Here is a 20,314-nt window from a genome sequence, read left to right on the forward strand (position 1 = left end):
CGCTGTGTCGATCAGAGTGGGCCGGGTGGTCGGCCTTGGGGTCGGGCCTGTTAGTTTCGGATTCGTCAGTTACGGTGGGACATTCGGTGGATCACTGAGCGCGGCCGGTGGTGGGGTGCCATGGCGGTGACTGGATGACTTCGACGCATCGGGTGCCACCGGAGATGTTCCGGTTCGCGACCGAGCAGAACGTCGACCTGTACACGGCGATCCTGCACGTCTTCGGTGAGGCGAACGAGCGGCTGGAGACCGCGCTGGGCCTCGACGGCATCTCGGACCGGCTGGCGTCCGTCGGGTTCTTCCGTGAGCTCGGTCCGGACGAGCTTGGCCGCGCGCTCGCGCAGCTGGGCAAATGGCGGCTGCTGGACGTCATCCAGAACCACGGCGCGGACTACACCACCGCCGCCGAGTACGAGCGCGGCAACCTGCAGTACTCGCTGACGCGACGTGGGGAGGCCGCGTTCGCGGGCGTCCAGCACGCGCTGGCGGTGCTCGCCTCGGCGGGCGCGTTGCAGACCGCCGTTCTGGACGCCATCGTGGACCGGCTGGACGCGCTGTACGCGCTGATGGCCGACGAGGCTTCGCCGAACCGCAGGATCTTCACGACGCTCAGTGAGCTTGAGGGTCATCTTGAGGCTCTCCGGGTGAACACCAAGCAGTTCAACGGTGAGCTGCAGCGGCTCCTGCGGGCCGAGAACGCCGATCTTGACACCTTCCACGAGGTCAAGCGGGCCACCGTCGCCTACCTGCAGGAGTTCGTCACCGACCTCGATCACCGGTCGCACGAGATCCGCGAGGCGATCCGGCGGGTGGAGTCCCGCGGTGTCGGCGCGTTACGCGGGCGCGCGCTGCTGGGCGCCGAGCTCTCGCCGATGGGCGGGGACGATCCGGCGCCGGCCTGGCTGGAGCACCGCCGGCTGCGCTGGGAGGGCCTGCGGCTGTGGTTCGACCCGGACGGCGGTGCGCGCCCGCGGGCGGAGCAGCTGCACACGGTGGCGCGGCGGGCGATCGTCGCCCTGCTCGCGGCCCTGGAACGCATCGGCGAGTCCCGGCGGCGGTCGTCGAGCGCGGCCCGCGACTTCCGCGTGCTCGCGCGCGCGTTCGCCGCCGCTCCCGCCGAGGACGACCTGCACCGGCTGTGGGGCGCGGCGTTCGGGCTGGCCCCGGCCCGCCACGCGCACCTGCGGCACGCCGACCCCGAACTGGTGCCGACCGGCGTGAGCTGGGCGGACGCCCCCTCGGTGGAGGTGTCGACGCTGCTGCGGCGCGCGGGCCGGGTGGAGCGCTTCTCCCGGACCGGCCGGGTCCGTGACGTCACGGCCGTCCGGCGTGCGCGCGAGGAGCGGGCGCGGCGGGAGCGCGCCGAACTGGAGGCCATCTGGCGGCGGCTGAGAACGGACGGGCCGATCCGCCTGTCCGCGGTGGCCGAGCTCGGCCATGAGGAGCTGTCATACCTGCTGGACCTGCTGGGGCATGCGCTCGACGGGCCGCTGGACAGCTCGGGCGCGCGGCGGGCCACGACGTCCGACGGGCGGGTCGAGATCGTCGCGCGGCCGACGGGTGACGGCAGGCTGGCGATGATCCGTACCCCGCGGGGTGTGCTGACCGCCCCGGACCACGTCGTCGAGATCATCCTCGTCGGCCAGCGCGCGCGTCCCAGCGAGGCCGCGCGGTGAGCTCGTCGGCGAACCAACACGTCCAGGACGAGCGCGTCGACGTCGCCCGGGGCATCCGGCTGCTGCTCGGCAGCCCGTTGCTGACGGCGGCCAGCAGCCCGGACGCGTTCGCGGTCGTGCGGCGGCGGCGCAAGCCGATCGCGGACTGGTTCGACTACTTCTGCGGATGGCAGCTCGTCGTCGAGCCGCGGGCCGGCTACGCGCGGCTGGTGAAGATCCGTTCGGAGCCGGACCCGTCGCGCCCGGCGCGCCGGCCGCGGTCGACGCGGGCCCCGTTCGACCGGAGCAGGTACGTGCTGTTCTGCGTGGTGGCCGCCGAGCTGATGGCCGGTCCGGTCACGACGATCGGGCTGCTGGCCGACCGGGCCGCCTCGGCCTGCGCGGCGGACGACGCCCTRCCGCCCTTCGACACCGCCAGCCGCGCCGGGCGGATGGCCTTCGTCGACGCGCTGAAGCTCCTGGAGTCCCTCGGCGTGGTCAGCGCGGTGGACGGCGTCACCGACACGTATGTGCAGTCCGAGGAGGCGAAGGTCCTCTACCGCGTCGACACCACCCGCCTGGTGCGGCTGCTCGCCGCGCCGGTCGCGCCGTCGCGGGTGGTCACCGCCGGCGCGTCCGTGGCGCCCGGCGTCGGTGACGCGCCCGCCACGCCCACTGCGGACGACACTCCCGACGATGCCGGGAAGGCCGGCGCGACCCCGCCCCCGGACCAGGAGCTGATCGACATCGACGTGCTCATCGCCGACATGCTCGTCGAGACCCGCTACGGGGACGCCGCGGCCGAGGCCCCGACGGTCTCCGACTCCCGGCGCAATCTCTGGCTGCGGCATTCGGTGATCCGGCGCCTGGTCGACGACCCGGTCGTCTATCGCTGGCAGCTCAGCGCGGCGCAGCTGGCGTATCTCGCCACGCCGACGGGCCGCACGATGGTCCGCCGGGCCGCGGAGCTGGCAGGCTTCGAGCTGGAGGAGCGAGCCGAGGGATATCTGTTCGTCGACCCCGACGGGATCGCGACCGACAGCCGCTTCCCTGACGACGCGAGCAGCGCAAAGATCGCTGGCCTGATGCTGCTCGACGTGCTGCGGGCCGCGCCGGCCGGGCTCACGATCGAACAGCTGGCCATCGAGGCGGGGCGGATACTCGCGGGGCTGCCGTCCTGGGCGAAGAGCTACCGTTCCGAGGAGGGCGCGCACCGGCTCGCGCGGGACGCGGTCACCGAGCTTCGGATGTTCGGGCTCGCCGCGCTGGACACGGGCCATACCGGTGCCTCCGCCGTCGTGCGGGCCCTGCCCGCCGCGGCACGCTACCGCGACCACCGCGAGGATCGGTCGCGCCTCACGGACGTGGCGTCATCCGCCGCGAAGGCCGCCACCGGGGATGTCACAGGGGACGCTGAGCGGGGCGCCGCGCGGGACGCTGAGCGGGACGTCGCGTCGGGCGGGCAGGCGTGAGCATGAGCGTGACCAGGCTGCCCGTTCGCCCGGCTCCGGCCGACGCCCAGGCCCGGGTGGCCCGCTGGCGGCCACAGCGCGCCGGGATCGTCAACGTCTGGCGCTACTACGACGAGACGTTCCACTTCCACCGCGGCCGGCTGCTGCTGCGCGGTCGTAACGGCACCGGCAAGTCCAAGGCGCTGGAGCTGCTGCTGCCGTACCTGCTCGACGCGAACCTGCAGGCCAGGCGGCTGTCGACGTTCGGCGGGCCGGAACGCACGATGCACTGGAACCTGATGGGGGACGGCGCGAGCGGCCAGACCCGCGTCGGCTACGTCTGGATCGAGTTCCGTTTCGGTGCTCTCCCCGAGACCGGCGAGACCGGCCCGACCGGCCAGCCGAGCCCGGTGYGGCCCGTCGGCGACGGTGACGGCGTCGGTGACGGCGGGCGCGAGGGCGGTGGGCCGGCCAGGCCCGACGACGGGACCGACGGGTCCGATGACGGGATCGACGGGTCCGATGAACGTTGGTTCACCTGCGGCGCGCGGCTGCAGGCGTCCGTGCACACGGCATCGGCGACAGCGAACTACTTCACGACCACCAGCCGGATCGGGCTGCCCGGTGGCCTGAGCGTGGTTGACGAGGCGAACGCCCCGCTGACGCGCAAACGGCTGGAGGCGGAGCTGGGTGACACGGGCCAGCTGTACCCCACCGCGGCCGACTACCGGGCGGCGATCCGCGCCGAGCTGTTCGGCGGCCTGAGCGAGCAGCGCTACAGCGGGCTGATCACCGCGATGCTGCAGCTGCGGACGCCCAAACTGTCGGAACGGCTCGACCCGTCGCTGCTGTCGACGCTGCTGTCCCGGGCGCTGCCGCCGCTCGGGGGAGCCGAGATCGCCGAGCTGGCCGAGGGATTCGAGCGCCTGGACCGACAGCGGGAGAGCCTGCGCCGGCTCGACGAGGAGGTCGAGGCCGCGCGGGTACTGGCCGACCGGCAGCGAGCCTATGCCAGCCGGGTGCTGCGCGCGGCCGCCGCCGACCTCATCTCCGCCACCAGCACCCTGGACGCGCTGACACGCACGGCCCGGGAAAGCCAGGAGGAGTACGACCGGGTCGTCGCTGAGCGCGAGGCGCTCGACGAGCGCATCACGGCCGCCGAAACCGACCGCGGGACGCTGCAGGCCCGGGTCGAGGGCCTGCAGGTCAGTGACGCCTACCGGGCCGGTGGGCGGCTCGACGAGCTGCGCGGCCAGGTCCGCGCGGCACAGCGACGCGCCGCCGACACCCGCGAGCAGGCCACCGGGGCGCAGGAGCGGGCGCGTGTCGACAAGGCCACCGCCACCCGGACGGCGACGGGCGCGGCCCGTGCCGAGGCCGAGCTCGCGTCCGCGCGGGAGACGGCCCGCCCCGCCGCCGACCGGGCGGGCATGACCGCGACCTACCAGCAGCTCGCTGCCGTCACCGAGCGCGCCGCCGGCGCCGGGGAGGACCGCGAGGACGCCGCCGCCTCGTGGAGTGCCGCGGCGACGCGGCCCCGGTCGTTGCTGCGCGCGGCGGTCGAGGCCCGAGGCCGTCAGATCGGCGCCGTACGCCGTGCGCTGGGTGAACACCGGTCCGCGGTCGACACGCGGACCACGGCGGAGCGGAACCTGGAGCGGGCCCGCCAGGAACTCACCGCCGCGACAGCGGCTCGGCGCGATGCCCGCGTGGCATACGAGGACGCGCGGGAGGCCCTCGGCGAGGCGCTGGCCCGCTGGGCCGCCAGCTGCGCGCAGCTGCGGTTCACCGACCCGGGGGCGCTGCGCGACGCGGCCGAGTCCGAACCCGACGTCCTGCGCCTCGTCGAGGAGACCGCCGGCCCGCTGCTCGAGGCGATCGCCGCCCGGTCGGCCGAGCTGGCCCGGGAGCACAGGGACCGCGACGCCGAACGGGACGCGCACACGGCGGAGCGGGACCGGCTGCTGATCCTCACCGAGCTGCCGCCGTCCGCCCCGCCGACCAGGACCGCCGACCGGGCCGGGCTGCCCGGCGCGCCGCTGTGGCGGCTGGTGTCTTTCCGCGACGGCGTCGCCCCGGCCGTCCAGGCGGGCATTGAGGCGGCGCTGGAAGCCGCCGGGCTGCTCGACGCCTGGGTGTTCCCGACGGGCGGGCTCACCGTCCCCGGGCACGACACGGTCATCGACGTCGACCGGATGGCCCCCGCGCCCGCGGGCGGGCTGGGCGCGGTGCTCACACCCGAGCCAGACGCGAAGGTGCCGGCCGAGCGGGTGCTGCGCCTGCTCGCCGGGATCGCCGTCGATACCACCGTGCCCGACGGCCACCCGGTCGCGGTCGGCGCCGACGGCACCTGGCGGCTGGCGGCGGCCCGGGGCAGCTGGTCGAAGCCGGAGCCCGCCCACATCGGGGCGCTGGCGCGTGACCGGGCTCGCCGACGCCGTGTCGACGAGCTGACCAGGCTGATCAGCCAGCTGGACGACGTTCTCGCCGGCATCGGCCGGGAACTCGGCGAACTCGGCGCCCGGCGGGAACGGATCGCGGCGGAGCGCCGCGCCCGGCCGAGTCACCGCGCGCTCGACACCGCGCGCGGCGCGCTGGAGGCTGCGGACGCGGCGGTGGCCGCCCGTGACGACGTGGTCAGCCACCGGCTGGAGGAGGTCCGGGAAGGCGAGGACGCGGTGCGCGCCGCGACCCGTGCCCTGACCGCGGCGGGCGCCGAGCACGGGCTGCCGACCGACACGGACGCGTTGGAGGCGGTGCAGGATGCCGCGACGGCCTTCCACCGGCTGGCGGACGGCTGGCTCGACTGCCACCAGCGGGCCACCGCCGCCCGAGACGCCGCGGTGGCCGCGGCGGGGGTGGCCACCAGATCCCAGGAGAGCGCGCTCGGGCTCGCCGCGACGGCGGGCGATGCGGCGGGGGAGACCCAGCGCCTGCGCGCGAAACTCGACGGGATCGAGGCCGCGATCGGGCCCGAGTACCGGCAGGTCCTCGACGAGATCGCCGGCGCCCGGCGCCGGCTGGAGGAACTGGCGAAACAGCGCGTGATGATGGAGCAGTCAGGGCGCGCGCTGGAGCGCCGCGTCGGCGAGCTGGACGAGCGGCGTGTCGTGGACGCGGACCGCCGCGAGGCCGCCGTCGCCGAACGTGACAGCCGGGCGAACCGGTTTCGGCACCTCGGGGCCGGCAGCCTCGCCGCGGACACGCGGCTCGACATCCCGCTCGCCGGGCTGGACGGGGTGCGCCCCACTCTGGAGGCCGCCCGCGCGGTCGCGGCCAGGCTCACGACCACCCCGTACGCCAGGCAGAACCTCAAGGAGGCCGAGACCCGGCTGACCGACGCCGTGCACCGCAGCCGGCAGGCACTCGCGGACCGGGCCGAGCTGGTCCTGGAGCCGGACGAGGACATCCAGATTCTCACGGCGGCCGTCGACGGGATCCGCGTCGGTGCCGCCCATCTGCACGACGCTGTCCGCGACGAGCGGGAGCGCTCCCGCGCCGAGATCACCGAAGGTGAACGGGAGTTGTTCGACCGGACACTCACCGGCAACACCCGCCGGCACGTCGCCGACCGGATCCGGCAGGCGAACGCCCTCGTCGCGGACATGAACAGCCGGCTGGAGAGGGTACGCACCGCATCCAGGACCGCCGTCCAGATCCAGTGGCGGGTCGACCCGGCCCTGCCCGCCGCGACCCGCGGCGCCCGCGACCTGCTCCTGCGGGACCCGAGCCAGCTCACCAAAGCCGACCATGAGGCGCTGCACGAGTTCCTGCGCGCCCGGGTCGACGACGCCCGTGACGACGACACCGCGACCGGCTGGGAGGAACAGCTCCTGCGGGTGTTTGACTACACGGCCTGGCACCAGTTCATCGTCCGCGTCGACCGCGGCAACGAGCGGGGCTGGCAGCCGTTGACCAAGAAGCTGCACGGCGCGCTGTCAGGCGGTGAGAAGGCGATCGCCCTGCACCTGCCGCTGTTCGCGGCGCTCGCCGCGCACTACCAGTCGGCGCCGACCGCCCCGCGCCTGATCCTGCTCGACGAGGTCTTCGTCGGCGTCGACACGACCAACCGCGGCCAGGTGTTCGAGCTGCTCGCCTCGCTCGACCTCGACCTGATGATCACATCTGACCACGAGTGGTGCATGTACCGCGAGCTCGACGGGATCGCGATCCACTCCCTTATCACCGGGGACGGCAGCGACGACGCCGTGACGACGGCCCGCTTCACCTGGGACGGCCTGCGCCTGACGGACGCGGACGGCCAGCCGCTGTGACCAGCCAGGCCGATGCGGCCCCAGGGACCAGCCAGGCCGATGCCGGTACAACCGATGGCAGGACGGGCGGGGCTCCCCGCGTGGCCGCCGGGCTGGAACGACCGGCTCTTGCCCCGCTGTGGCGGGCGCTGCACGCTCGCCTCTCGAGCGGACGACCCGTCACCTCCCTGCGCATCGGACCGCTCGACGACAACCAGCGGACCGCCCTCGCGGACCTGCTGGGGCTGGACCGGCTGCCGGGCAGCGTCACCACCGTCCACCTCGACCGCCTCGACACGCTCCTGCGCACGTCGTTCGGCCTCGACGCGCGCACCGTGGCCGAGGCGCTGCACGGCCCGTTCACCGACCGGGCGGCGTCCCGGGCCGCGGCGGCGCGCGCCCGGCGTGACCTGTGGGAATGGCTGTGCGCGCAGCCCGTCGTCGCCGCCGAACCCGCGCTGCTGGCCTGGGCCGCGGACGTCCGGCGGGCGGGCGTCGTCGACGGTTCGGTGGACGCGACGCGCGCGCTGCTCGACGCGGCGCTGCGCGTCCTGGCCAGGCTGCYGGCGGACGGCCAGCCGCTGCCGGCCTTCGCGGACGCGGTCGTCGGGCGCACCCATGCCCTCGACGACGGGACGCGGCTGTCCACCCTGGTCCTGCGCGCGCTGGCCGCGATCTACGGTGTCGCGCCGCCGGCCGGCGCGGACGAGCGCCGCGCGCTCTGGGAACGCGCCGGGGTCGCCAGCGACGCGCTGTCCGCCCAGGTGCTCGTCGCGGGCCTGCGGCCGGTCGGTGACGACCCGCTGAGCCGCGCGCTGCGGCTGTGGGCCGAGGCCGGGCAGGCCAGCGTCGTCACGTTGGCCCAGGTCCGCGCCTGTCCGGGGCTGCGTGTCGTCGCGCGGCGGGTGTGGGTCGTCGAGAACCCCTCGCTGGTCACCATGGCGATCACGCGGTTCGGTGTCGCGTGCCCACCGCTGGTCTGCACAGCCGGCTGGCCCTCCAGCGCCGCGATCACGCTGCTGCGCCAGCTGGCCGCATCAGACGCGGACCTGCGCTATCACGGCGACTTCGACGGCGACGGCCTACGGATCGCCGCGCACGTCATGACGCGGACCGGTGCCAGGCCATGGCGGATGGCCGCCGCCGACTACCTCGCCGCGGTTGCGGCCATGCCATCTGAGGCCGTGCGGGCTGATGCCGTGCCGGCCGCAGCCGATCACCCGGCCGCCGCGGCTCCGGCGGGATCCACGGGCGTGGCCCGGCCGGGCCACGTCACCGACGCGCCCTGGGATCAGGACCTTGCGGCCGCCCTACGCGCCCGGGACATCGCGGTCCCGGAAGAACGGCTCGCGGACATCCTCCTCGCCGACCTCGCTGGTGACGTCCGTGCCGGTGATGGCCGGTCGCACCGATCACATGATCTTCATGGCGACTCGCGGGCRGGCGGACCGGTCGCCCTGGCCGAAGCGCCGGACTGATCCGAATTTACGATCTTGCCTAAGAGTCATCGGGGATGGTCTKGACGATCTGGCTCCAGAGTGTTCGACAACCCGTTGGTCTGGTCGTGCCGAGATCCTTTTGGAATCTTTGTCTACCGCAGCAGGCAGCCGTCACAATGGAACCACGCCGATCACTCCAGAAATACCCTACCGGGATGCCTGCGGCTGGCCGCCGTGAGATCACCCGTGCGGGATGTCGCGTTCGCGCTCTGGAAGAATGCGCATGAATCCGGTGCTGGGCCCGGGTTCCGAGGCACTCGTAGGGTGTCCCGAGCCAAGCTGACGTCCATGGAGATGCTGTGAGCGAGCAGGGCGACAACGCCGAATGGGACTTCACGTCGGTGGTACCCGCCGATGACCAAGCGCCCTCGACAATCGACACGACCGTGCCGCACTCGGCCCGGATCTGGAACTACTGGATGGGCGGCAAGGACAACTACCCGGCCGACCGGGAGGCCGGCGACGCCTACGTCGCCACTTTTCCCGGCATTGTCCCGCTGGCCAAGCAGTCCCGGCAGTTCCTCATCCGTGCTGTCAGCTACCTGGCCGGTGAGGCGGGTATCCGTCAGTTCCTCGACGTCGGCACCGGCCTGCCAACCCTGGAGAACACCCATCAGGTCGCCCAGCGCATCGCCCCGGAATCCCGCATCGTCTACGTCGACAACGACCCGCTCGTGCTGGCGCACGCCCGCGCCCTGCTGGTCAACACCACGCCGGAAGGTGTGACGACCTACGTCGACGCGGACTTCCACAATCCGGACCAGATCGTGTCCGACGCCAGGAACGTACTGAACTTCACCAGGCCGATCGCGGTCATGTTCATGGGTTCCCTCGGCCACGTCGCCGATGTCGACGAGGCGCTGTCGATCGTGAAGAGAGTGGTGGCCGCCGTTCCGTCCGGCAGCTACCTGGTGCTGTGGGACGGCACCGACACCAGCGAAGGATTCGACGAGGCCCAGCAGGGTTACGACGACACCGGCGCGGTTCCCTATGTCCTGCGCACCCCGCAACAGATCGCCCGTTTCTTCGAGGGTCTGGAACTCGTGGAGCCGGGCGTGGTGCCGATCTCGTCGTGGCGGCCGGACCCCAACAACCCCGGCGAACCGGTGGACGGACACGGCGCCGTAGCCCGAAAGCCGTAGGCGTCCGCCCCGCCTCTGGCAACAGGAGAACGGACAACCGGGGGACCGGAGCACGCGTCCACGCTGCCCGACCCCCCCTTTACCGACACCACCGGCGCCGGGGTGCGGTGACGAGAGCAATAGAGAAGGCCGAGGGCATGCGAGGCACTGCTATGGGGCAATGCCGCTTAGTTAAGCGGCATTGCCCCATAGCAGCAAGGATGCCACATCGTGGGCCCGGCTGGTCACGGTGGGCGGCGCGTCCTGGATTCGCGTCCGGCGGCGGGGGTGACGGCCCGGCTGGCGGCGGGCGGCCCGCGGGGTGCTGGGGCGGGCTTTTCGGCTGGTCCCGGCGGAGCCTGCCGGTGGGGAGTAAGGCCGTTGGGATCCGGGAGATCGACGGATCGGGGGTGAGTACCGATACGCTCATCGTCGTGCTGAGAACGCTCGACCTGCGTGGAAGTCTGCCGTCACCGCCACAGGTACGCGGGCTGCTGCCCCGCGCCGCGCTGGACGTCGATGCCGCGCTGGAAGCGGTCCGCCCGGTCTGCGACGACGTGCGCGACCGGGGGGACGCCGCTGTCCTCGACGCGGGGGAGCGTTTCGACGGGGTGCGGCCGCCCTCGGTCCGGGTTGCCGCGGATGCGCTGGCCGCCGCGCTGGACGGCCTCGACCCGCGGGTACGGGACGCCCTTGAGGAGGCGATCCGGYGAACCAGGCTGGTGCACCGCGCCCAGCGCCGCGAACCGGTGACCATCGACGTGGCCCCGGGCACCAGGGTGACGGAGCGTTGGATCCCGGTGCAGCGGGTCGGCCTCTACGTGCCGGGCGGGCGGGTCGCCTACCCCAGCAGCGTGGTGATGAACGTCGTGCCGGCGCAGGAGGCCGGGGTCGGCTCCCTGGCGCTGGCGTCGCCGCCGCAGGCGGAGTTCGGCGGTCTGCCACATCCGGTGGTCCTCGCCGCCGCCGCGCTGCTGGGCGTGGAGGAGGTGTACGCCGCCGGCGGTGCCCAGGCGATCGCGATGTTCGCCCACGGGACGTCCAGCTGCCCGGCGGTGGACGTGGTGACCGGGCCGGGCAACATCTACGTGACCGCGGCGAAGCGGCTGCTGCGCGGCCTGGTCGGAGTGGACGCCGAGGCCGGACCGACCGAGGTCGCGATCCTCGCCGACGACACCGCGGACCCCGCCCACGTCGCGGCCGACCTGATCGCCCAGGCCGAGCACGACCCGATGGCCGCCTGCCTGCTGGTCACCCCGTCGACCGACCTGCTCGACGCGGTCGAGACCGAACTCGACAAGCAGGTCGCGGTGACCCGCCACCAGGAGCGGGTACGCACGGCACTGACCGGCCAGGGGGCGGCGGTGCTGGTCGACGACGTCGACGCGGGCCTGGCGGTGGTCGATGCCTGGGCCGCCGAACATCTGGAGATCCAGACCGCGGATGCCGCGGCCGTCGCCGGCCGGGTCCGCAATGCCGGGGCCGTGTTCGTGGGGGTATGGGCACCGGTGTCGCTGGGGGACTATCTCGCCGGCTCGAACCATGTCCTGCCGACGGGCGGTACCGCCCGGCACAGCGGTGGGCTTTCGGTGTCGGCGTTCCAACGGCAGGTTCACGTGGTGGAGTGCGACCGTGACGCTCTTGCCGAGGTGGCGCCCAGGATCGCCGCGCTCGGTGGCGCCGAGGATCTCATCGCCCACGTCGACGCGGTGGAGGTGCGGCTGCGATGACCACGACAGGATCGGGATCGGGACCGGCGAGCGGAGCCGGGCCGGTGACCGGCCCGGCGGCCGGCTCGGGGCCGGACGGCGCGGCCGGTGGCCGGCCCACGCCCGCCGGCCGCGCCCGCCCGGTGCGCTCGCCCACGCTCGACGAGCTGCCGCTGCGGGACGACCTGCGCGGCATGGTGCCCTACGGCGCGCCGCAGCTCGACGTCCCGGTGCTGCTCAACACCAACGAGAACCCGCACCCGCCGTCCGTCGGGCTGGTGGACGCCCTGGGCAAGGCCGCCTCCCTCGCCGCCACCGAGGCCAACCGCTATCCGGACCGCCAGGCCGAGGCGCTGCGCGCCGACCTGGCCTACTACCTGACCCCGGACGCCGGTTTCGGCCTGCGCACCGACCAGGTGTGGGCGGCGAACGGCTCGAACGAGGTGCTCCAGCAGCTCTGCCAGGCCTTCGGCGGGCCGGGCCGGGTCGCGCTGGGGTACGAGCCGTCCTATTCGATGCACCGGCTGATCGCGGTGGCGACCGCGACCGGCTGGGCCGGTGAGCGCCGCGAGCCCGACTTCACCCTCGACCCGGACGCGGTCGCCGCGACGATCCACCGGTACCGGCCGTCCCTGGTCTTCCTGGCGTCGCCGAACAACCCCACCGGCACCGCGCTGCCGGTGGAGGTGGTGCTGGCCGCGTGCGCGGCGGTCGGTGAGACCGGCTCCGGCCTCGTGGTCGTGGACGAGGCGTACGCGGAGTTCCGCCGCGCCGGGGTCCCCAGCGCGCTGACCCTGCTGCCGTCCCAGCCGCGGCTGGTGGTCACCCGGACGATGAGCAAGGCGTTCGCGCTGGCCGGCGCCCGCATCGGCTACCTCGCCGCGCACCCGGCCGTGGTCGACGCGTTGCAGCTGGTGCGCCTGCCGTACCATCTGTCGACCTTCACGCAGGCGGTCGCGCGCACCGCGCTCGCGCACGCCGACGAGCTGCTCGCCACGGTCGAGGCGGTCAAGGCGCAGCGTGACCGGCTGGTGGCCGAGCTGACCGGGCTCGGCTGCGCGGTGGCGCCGAGCGACGCGAACTTCGTCCTGTTCGGCCGGTTCACCGACCAGCGGGCGGCGTGGCAGGGGCTGCTCGACGCGGGCGTGCTCGTCCGGGACGTCGGCCTGCCCGGTTGGCTGCGGGTCACCGCCGGTCTGCCGAACGAGGTCGACGCCTTCCTGACGGCGACCCGTACGCTGCTGACCGAGGGGACCGCGGCGCTGACGCCCTCCGCCGGCACGCTGGCGGGCCCGGCCTCCGCGGCCGCGACGTCCGGCGACACGAGGCCCACCGTCGAACTGCCCTACCTCGGGGAGGAGTGACCAGGGATGGGTCGCACAGCCCGCATCGAGCGCAAGACCCTGGAGTCGCACGTCGTCGTCGAACTGGATCTCGACGGGGCGGGTGTGTCGTCGTCGTTCACCGGGGTGCCGTTCTTCGACCACATGGTCAGCCAGCTCGGCAAGCACGGAGGTTTCGATCTCACCGTCCGCACCCGCGGTGACCTGCACGTCGACGCCCACCACACGGTCGAGGACACCGCGATCGCCTTCGGTGACGCGCTGCGCGAGGCGCTCGGCGACAAGAGCGGGATCCGGCGCTTCGGGGACGCCCTGGTGCCGCTGGACGAGGCGCTGGTGCAGGCCGCGGTGGATCTTTCCGGCCGCCCGTACTGCGTGGTCGTCGAACCGGAGCTGATCGAGCTCATCGGCACCTACGACACGACGCTGACCCGGCACGTCTTCGAGTCGATCGCCGCGTCGGCGCGGATCGCCCTGCACGTGCGGGTGCTGTCGGGCCGCAACGCCCACCATGTGGTCGAGGCCCAGTTCAAGGCGGTCGCACGGGCGCTGCGGGACGCGGTCGCGCTCGACGGGCGGGTGGCTGGCGTGCCGTCCACCAAGGGCGTGCTTTGACGGGGAGGGGCCCGCGGTGACCGGGCCGCGGGTGGTCGTCCTCGACTACGGGTCGGGGAACCTGCGCAGCGCGCAGCGGGCGCTCGCCCGGGTCGGCGCGGACGTGACCGTCACGGCCGACCTGGACGTCGCCCGGGCCGCGGATGCCCTGGTGGTCCCCGGGGTGGGCGCCTACGCGGCGTGCATGGCCGGGATCGACGCGGTCGGCGCGGCACCGGTCATCCACGAGCGGGTCGCCCAGGGACGTCCGGTGCTGGGGATCTGTGTGGGGATGCAGGTCCTCTACACCCTCGGGGACGAGCACGGCGTGCGCACCCGCGGGCTCGGCGTGCTCGCCGGGCAGGTCCGCCGGCTGGCCGCACCGGTCCTGCCGCACATGGGCTGGAACACCGTGGCACCACCGGCCGGGACGGTGCTCTTCGACGGCCTGCCCGCGGACACCCRCTTCTACTTCGTCCACTCGTACGCGGCCGAGCCCGCACCCGGCGACACCGTGGCCGAGCACGGCGAACCCTTTGCCGCGGCGGTGGAACGAGGCCCGCTGTACGCTACCCAGTTCCACCCGGAGAAGTCCGGGGACGCGGGTGCGCACCTGCTCACCAACTGGTTGCGCACCCTGCGCTGACCCGTGGCCCGCCGGCCCGCGACCCCTGGTGTCGGACGGCACCGGAGAAGCGGCGGAAACGGAGAAGCCGGGAGAAGCGGGGCCGCGAATCCGCGTTTCCCGCGCCTGGCAGTCCGTGATCGTGGGCCAGGGCGCGGATGTACCGCGTTCGCCGTGGCCCTGGTGGCACGCCGGTCCGGCCGGCAGCGTGCCATCGGCGCCGTGGGGACAGGAACCCACGGCTGACATGTATCTACCGGCATGTATCTACGGGCACTATGTCCAGAAGTACGTCAGTCGTGACGGATATTAATCATCCGGACCGCTCTGGGTTCGCCGCTCGTAACCGGTATCCGGACCTCGAGGATGCCGTTGTGGTAAGTGGCGGCGACCTCCTCCTTCTTCGCCCCTGGCGGCAGGGCGACCGAGCGGGTGAGTGAGCCGTAGCGGAACTCGGTGCGGTAGCGGCCGGTGGCCTTCTCCCTCCGCTCCTCCCGGCGCTCGGCGTGCAGCGACACCTCCCTTTCGGACACGGTGACCTCGACATCCCGGTCCGGGTCGATGCCGGGGAGCTCAGCGCGCACCACGTAGGCGCCGTCCTCGGCGTACTCCTCGACCCGCACGCTGTCCTCCCGCAGGCCCAGCCGCCGTGTGCCCCGCAGACGCCCCTCCTGTGACCACGGCCGGCCGGGTGACCGTTCCTGGCCGGTGTGCTCGCGTCGAATCAGTGCCGGACGGCTACTCCCTTTCACGGCTGCTCCTCATTCCTTGTCGCCTTGTCGATGATTCCTTGTTGTCGTTCCTTCTCGCCTTGTCGATTCCTGGTCGGGATCCGCGGAGCTGACCGGGATCCACCCACATCTCCAGCGTGCGCCCTGTCGCCGCGGTCCGCCTCCCGGCCCTCGGCGGACGTCCTCGTGTCCTGCCCGACGGCCCGCGGGCGGCGCGGGACAGAACGAGGGGAAGAAACGGACGCAGGGCATGATGAAACAACATGAAGTAAATACGGGATACGGGCGGGGAAAGCGGGCGGAGGTCGGAGGGAAGGTCGGGGAGCCCGGAGGGGAGCAAAGGGCKGAAAACGGCGGCCGGCGGCTCATCGGGTGGCGCGGCCGCKGCTCGTACCCGACGCTGGTGAAACCAGCCGCCGGGAGGTGCGCAGATGAGATACGTCGGGAGAGCGCTCGCCACGGCGGCGGGGGCGGCGACGGGCGTCGCCACCGGGCTGCTCGCGCGGTCGCGACGCATCCGCCGTGGGACCGACCTGGTCCGGGAGCGGGTCGGCCGTCGGCTCCGCTACCTGCGAGGACGGCTGCGAGGGCTCCGTTACCGGCTCGTTGGCGGCCGTCCCGACCCGGACGTCGCCGATGACATCCTCGCCGACCGGGTGCGTTCCCGGCTGGGCCCGGTCACGCGCAGGCTCGACGTCCCACGGGTACATGTGACCGTCCGCGACCATGTGGTCATCCTGCACGGCGATGTCGCCACCGCGGCCGACGTCACCGCCGTCGAGGATGCGATCTGGCGGACCTCCGGGGTCGAGGGGGTCGTGTCGATGTTGCACGAAGGGCTCGTCCGCGGGGACACCCGGCCATCCGAGGGCGAGCTGGTCCCGACCCGCTCCATCATGCTGCGGCGGTTGTTCGACGCCGCGGAGCGGGCGGGTTGCGAGCCGCGGACCGTCCAGCCGGCGGTGCGCGCCGTACTGGCGACGTTCTTCGAGCGGCTGCCGGCGGCCGAGCGACGGCACGTTGCCTCGCATCTGCCCGCGGACGTGCAGGTCCTGACCATGCCCCCGCGGCGGCGCGGCCGGGCTCTGGCGCACCTGCGCCATCTGGACGAGTTCATCGAGGCGGTGCTGCGGATCGACCACATCGACCGCGGGCGTGCCCGCGACATCACCGGCGCCGTTCTACACACGCTGCGTGACTTCGTCCCGGAGGAGGTCCAGGACGTCGCCGCCGTCCTTCCCGAAGAGCTCAGACGGACGTGGACGGACCCGACAGCGCCCGCCCCACCTGCCTGACCAGGGCCTTTCCGACCCGACCCGGCCCGTCGTCCGACCCGGCCCGAGCCGGCCCAGCCTGTCCCGGGCTACCAGCCTGGTCCGGGCGCTGCCGGCCTGGCCAGGTGTGCCCTGGTCAGGCCGGCAGCGCCCGGAGCGATGCTGGGCGGGGCCGGCCCCGCCGCGGGCCTACCGGTGCCTACCGGTGTTGCCGCCCGCCGTGCTGCCGCTGACCGCCGCCGTGGATCACCGCGACCGGGCAGGGGGAGTGATGGGTGCAACGCTGACTGGTCGAGCCCAGCAGCAGCTCGGCGAAGCCCTCGTGACCACGGGCACCGACGACGAGCAGCTGGGCGCCGGCGGCCTGCCGGATCAGGCTGGTCCCTGCGGCGCCGAGCATGAGCCCGGCGTCCACCGTGACGTCCGTACGATCGCCCAGCCCCTTTGCCAACGTGTCCTCGAGCAGGGCCTGGGCCGCCTTCTCCAGTCCTTCTCCCTCGAAGCCGGCGTAGTAGCCGGTGTACATCGCCGGCGCGGGCATCCAGACATGGAGGACACGCAGGGTCACTCCGCGCTGGGCCGCTGCCGCGGCCGCCCAGCGCAGCGCGTTGATCGAACCTTCCGAGCCGTCCACCCCGACAAGCACCGGACGCCTCTCCCGCGGCACGCCGGCCAGCCGGCCGTCACGCCGCTCGTACCCGCGGCCCTGCTCCGGAGCCCAGCGGACCACCACGACGGCACCGGCCGACATGTGCACGCAGGCGTCGCTGACGGAGCCCGTCACGAGGCGGCGCAGGCGTCCTGAGCCCCGCGCGCCGATCACGAGCATCCGCGCGTTGGTAGCCGCGTTGAGCAGGGCGTCGACCGGGTCGGCGCGCCCGGGCTGCTCGATGATCGTGACGGCTGGCGCGGTGGCGCGGATGCGCTCGACGGTTTCGTGCAGGAGCTTCTCGGCGGCAGCCTCGAGCTGGTCGGCGTTGTGTGACGGGACGTGGTTGGCCAGTACCCGTGGGCAGCGCTCGACCGACCAGGCGAGCACCACGCGCACGGTCGCGCCGCTGCGCTGTGCTTCGTCGACGGCCCAGCTCAGCGCCTTGTCGGCGTCCTCGGACAGGTCCGTCCCCACAACGATCTCTCGGATTTCTCGACTTTCCCGAGCGTCTCGGATCTCCCGGATCTCCTGCATGCCAGCCTCCTTCATGAGCGGATCGGTTCTCGTCCGCGTGGCCGGTGGCGGTCGGTGACCGTATACCCATCCGCGTCCCTGTTGATCCGCTTGTCCGCACGGGTCGTGCGCGGGGTTTTTCGCCTGTGCGGGGCCGTGCGCGGGGCCTTCCCCTGCGGGCGATCAGACGAGGAAGGGGCAGCGTCGGACGACGGCCTGCCGCTCCCACCAGCCTCCGAGGCCGCACACCCGGCCGGCGTGGGAGAAGGCGAGCAGGCCGAGGACCATCGCATAGACGAGGTGCTCGTCCATGAGCGGGTTGTTGGCGGGCGGGAGCACGGCCGTGTACATCAGGATGAGCATCAGGGCTCCCGCGCCGGCCGCCAGGCGCATGCCGATGCCGAGGATGAGAGCGATCCCGATCCCGGCAAGACCGATCATGAAGAGCCAGTCGGCCCAGGCCGCCCCGGCGATGCCGCGGTAGAAGCCCTCGAACGGCCCGGTGGCCGAGTTCGCCAGGAACCCCTGGGTCGGGCTGCCGCCGTTGATCCAGGCCCGGGCGGACGGGGTCTCGTGCCCGAGCCCGAACAGCTTGTCCAGGAAAGCCCACAGGAAGATCCATCCCAGRCTCAGCCGCAGCAGGACGAGCAGCGCGTTCGCTGCCGCCTGGCTGGCCGTCGGCACGGTCGGGCCGCGGCCGATCGTCAGCGGTGAGCGGGTCGCCCGAGCCCGGATCCCCGGCTCCGTCCCTCTCGTGGTTCCTGTCGTGGCCCCTGTCGCGCCCGCCTTTGCCGTTTCCGGTGTGGCTGTGGTGGGCCGCTCTGCCGAGCTGTCCGTGGATGCCTGGTATTCCCGGGATGTCGTGGGTGCCGTCCGATGTGCTGCCACCGTGTTCCTCCTCCGCGCTGGCCGTCTCCGCGCTGGCCGTGACGTTGACAGTGGCAGGGACAGGTGGGCACGGGAGAGTGCCGGGACGCCCGTGCCCCGGGGCGGTTGGTCCCGTCCGGCGCGGTGCCGGGGGATGACCTCCGGCCCGTCCGGTGGGTTACCCAGGTCCCGCGTCCGGGGGCGATGCGGACACCCGGACCGACCGGGCAACCTGTGTGATCGCCCAGGTTCGTCATGCCGGTGGCGGGGCTGCCCAGCCCGCCAGGCGACCTGATGTCTCCTGTTGATGTTCCGGGCCGGGTGGCGTGGTTCCCGGGCCGGGCGGCCGTGTGGACGCCGGGGGCGTTCGGCCCGCCGGGGCGGCCTTCCGCGGCGCCGGTCCGGGTTCGCCGCAGGTCCGCGTTCGCCGCCGGTCCGTGGTCATGTCAGTCCACGATCGTGAGGATTTCCGCTGTCGGCCGCCGCGAGGCGGGCTCGACCGGGCGGCCTCCGGGCAGCGGGTAGCCGACAAGAAAGATCATTTGGACGTGGCCGGTGCTGCGAAGCAGCTCACGCACCCTGACCCGGATGGCGTCGATGTCCTCGGCGTGCCCGACCGGGCGGGCCGCCGCACCGTGCGCCGTGGCCGTCAGCAGTATCCGCGCGACCGCCTGGCCGGCGGCAAGCCGGTCGACGGGCCGGTCCGCGTCCGTCCCGAGCGCGACGACCGTCGGCCGCCGCAGCCCCGCGGGCGGAGTGGGCACGCCGGTGCGGCGTCCGACGGCGTCCGGGGCGGTCCCGCCGGCCGCGTCCGGGGTACCGGCCGTACCTGTTGTGGCATGCGTGCCGATCGTGATCGGTGCGCCGGTCCAGTCGGCCGCGGTGTGGCGGCCCATGGCGCCCAGCCACACGCTGTCCACGCTCAGGGCGGCCACGTCGGCGGCGCTCAGCGTGGCCAGCCAGCAGCCTTCGGCTTCGGCCGCCTTCGTGAGCGCTGCGGTGATCGTGGCCGGCACCGGGGCGGGACGCAGCGGCTGACGATCGGTGATCCGGGACCGCGTGGCCGCGATGAGCGCCCGCTCCTCGGTGTCGGGCGGGCGCGCGGTGCCGGCCCGGATGGTGGCCAGTGGCTCCCTGCCCGCGAGGTCCATGTCGAGATCGGCGTATCCGGGCCCGTCCGGCAGGAGGGTCACCGCCGGGAGCAGGTCGCGGGCTCGCAGCGCCAGGCGCGCGTGGTACAGGGCCGCGCCGCAGCTGATCAGCAGCTGCCGCCCGTCCGGGTCGATGGCGCCGAGCAGGAGGGACGGGTCCGTGAACAGTTCGAGGCGTCCGGTGCCGGCGAACCAGTGCCACGGCTGGGTGTCGTGGATCGACGGTGCCAGTGCGGCCTCGGCGACGACTTCCTCGATCTGCTCAGGGGAGGGCACTACGCCGGTTGTCGACATGATCTTCACCGTCCCTGTCTCTCGCCGTGTCTCCCGCGGTCTCCCGCGCTGTCGGGTCTTCCTCGTTTCTTCCCCTCCAGAGCCCTGCCCCTCGCTCGGGCATCCCGAGTCCTGTCCCTCGGGGAAGCTCCCTTCCTGGCTGCGCTGTGTGATCGCACTGATGCCGTCAGTGTGTTCGGGGCCTCTCCTGGGTGTTACTTCGCGTAGCTGGATGAACGCGGAAAAAATTTCCACGAAGTGCTTGCGATCATGAAACTCGGACGTTTCGTCGTGTATGTTTGTCCCTGCCGGCGGAAAGCCGGGAGACACCGAAGGCCGAGTTCATCGCCCAGGTGGCCCCCATCCCCGGCCCGAGCTTCCCACAGGGAGTTCGGCCGCCCCCGAGGCGAATCCCGGATAATTCGGAGACGTTTGACTCGGCGGGGCTACGTCAGTAAGTTGCAACAGTTGCTCCGAGCGGGTCGCCGAAAGGTGCCTCTCGGGTCTGCGCTTGCTCCTTGAGAACTCAACAGCGTGCCGAAAGTCAGTGCCATGAATCTCGTCCGTGTCGGGTGCTGTCGGGCCTAGTGTGGGTCTGGTGGT

Annotated in this window: 14 protein-coding genes; 10 read left to right on the plus strand and 4 right to left on the minus strand. The window is 73.0% G+C overall.

The window, feature by feature from the left end; translation table 11 throughout:
* Positions 1-134: 134 nt before the first annotated feature.
* From BL254_RS14060 to hisH, 9 genes are all read left to right on the plus strand, one after another.
* Positions 135-1,676, plus strand: coding sequence for a TIGR02677 family protein (locus tag BL254_RS14060; protein WP_047222748.1), 1,542 nt, complete (start codon positions 135-137; stop codon positions 1,674-1,676).
* A complete protein-coding gene (locus BL254_RS14065; RefSeq protein ID WP_076843507.1) occupies positions 1,673-3,127 on the plus strand; it encodes a TIGR02678 family protein in 1,455 nt (484 codons plus the stop codon). Before BL254_RS14060 ends, BL254_RS14065 begins: the two co-directional genes overlap by 4 nt.
* A 2-nt stretch (positions 3,128-3,129) precedes the next feature.
* On the plus strand, positions 3,130-7,380 hold the full coding sequence (locus BL254_RS14070) for a TIGR02680 family protein (RefSeq protein ID WP_076843508.1): 4,251 nt from the start codon (positions 3,130-3,132) through the stop codon (positions 7,378-7,380).
* An 80-nt stretch (positions 7,381-7,460) separates the two neighbouring features.
* Positions 7,461-8,837, plus strand: a complete 1,377-nt coding sequence (locus tag BL254_RS14075) for a TIGR02679 family protein (protein WP_254858127.1) — start codon at positions 7,461-7,463, stop codon at positions 8,835-8,837.
* Positions 8,838-9,199: 362 nt separating this feature from the next.
* Positions 9,200-10,000, plus strand: coding sequence for an SAM-dependent methyltransferase (locus tag BL254_RS14080; RefSeq protein ID WP_047222788.1), 801 nt, complete (start codon positions 9,200-9,202; stop codon positions 9,998-10,000).
* 413 nt (positions 10,001-10,413) lie between these two features.
* The gene (hisD, locus tag BL254_RS14085) at positions 10,414-11,709 is read left to right on the plus strand and encodes a histidinol dehydrogenase (protein ID WP_175648374.1); all 1,296 of its coding nucleotides are present in this window, start codon (positions 10,414-10,416) and stop codon (positions 11,707-11,709) included.
* The gene (locus tag BL254_RS14090) at positions 11,706-13,052 is read left to right on the plus strand and encodes a histidinol-phosphate transaminase (RefSeq protein ID WP_076843510.1); all 1,347 of its coding nucleotides are present in this window, start codon (positions 11,706-11,708) and stop codon (positions 13,050-13,052) included. The genes hisD and BL254_RS14090 overlap by 4 nt, the downstream gene beginning before the upstream one ends.
* Positions 13,053-13,058: 6 nt before the next feature.
* A complete protein-coding gene (hisB, locus tag BL254_RS14095; RefSeq protein ID WP_013873786.1) occupies positions 13,059-13,646 on the plus strand; it encodes an imidazoleglycerol-phosphate dehydratase HisB in 588 nt (195 codons plus the stop codon).
* 16 nt (positions 13,647-13,662) lie between these two features.
* Positions 13,663-14,271, plus strand: coding sequence for an imidazole glycerol phosphate synthase subunit HisH (gene hisH, locus BL254_RS14100; protein ID WP_076843511.1), 609 nt, complete (start codon positions 13,663-13,665; stop codon positions 14,269-14,271).
* 272 nt (positions 14,272-14,543) lie between these two features.
* Here hisH and BL254_RS14105 read toward each other — a convergent pair whose 3' ends face one another.
* On the minus strand, positions 14,544-15,002 hold the full coding sequence (locus BL254_RS14105) for an Hsp20/alpha crystallin family protein (RefSeq protein WP_083731079.1): 459 nt from the start codon (positions 15,000-15,002) through the stop codon (positions 14,544-14,546).
* A 410-nt stretch (positions 15,003-15,412) separates the two neighbouring features.
* On the opposite strand from BL254_RS14105, the gene BL254_RS14110 reads away from it, so the two are divergent.
* Positions 15,413-16,276, plus strand: coding sequence for a DUF2267 domain-containing protein (locus BL254_RS14110; protein ID WP_047222750.1), 864 nt, complete (start codon positions 15,413-15,415; stop codon positions 16,274-16,276).
* Between the two features lie 178 nt (positions 16,277-16,454).
* Here BL254_RS14110 and BL254_RS14115 read toward each other — a convergent pair whose 3' ends face one another.
* From BL254_RS14115 to BL254_RS14125, 3 genes are all read right to left on the minus strand, one after another.
* Positions 16,455-17,441, minus strand: coding sequence for a universal stress protein (locus BL254_RS14115; protein ID WP_047222751.1), 987 nt, complete (start codon positions 17,439-17,441; stop codon positions 16,455-16,457).
* A gap of 162 nt (positions 17,442-17,603) precedes the next feature.
* Positions 17,604-18,155 carry a DoxX family membrane protein gene (locus BL254_RS14120; RefSeq protein WP_052914526.1) on the minus strand — a complete coding sequence of 184 codons (552 nt, stop codon included), beginning with the start codon at positions 18,153-18,155 and terminating at the stop codon, positions 17,604-17,606.
* 578 nt (positions 18,156-18,733) lie between these two features.
* Positions 18,734-19,732, minus strand: a complete 999-nt coding sequence (locus BL254_RS14125; RefSeq protein WP_047222793.1) for a hypothetical protein — start codon at positions 19,730-19,732, stop codon at positions 18,734-18,736.
* Between the last annotated feature and the right edge of the window lie 582 nt (positions 19,733-20,314).

The sequence above is a fragment of the Protofrankia sp. BMG5.30 genome (genome assembly GCF_001983005.1).
GTDB classification, from domain to species: domain Bacteria; phylum Actinomycetota; class Actinomycetes; order Frankiales; family Frankiaceae; genus Protofrankia; species Protofrankia coriariae.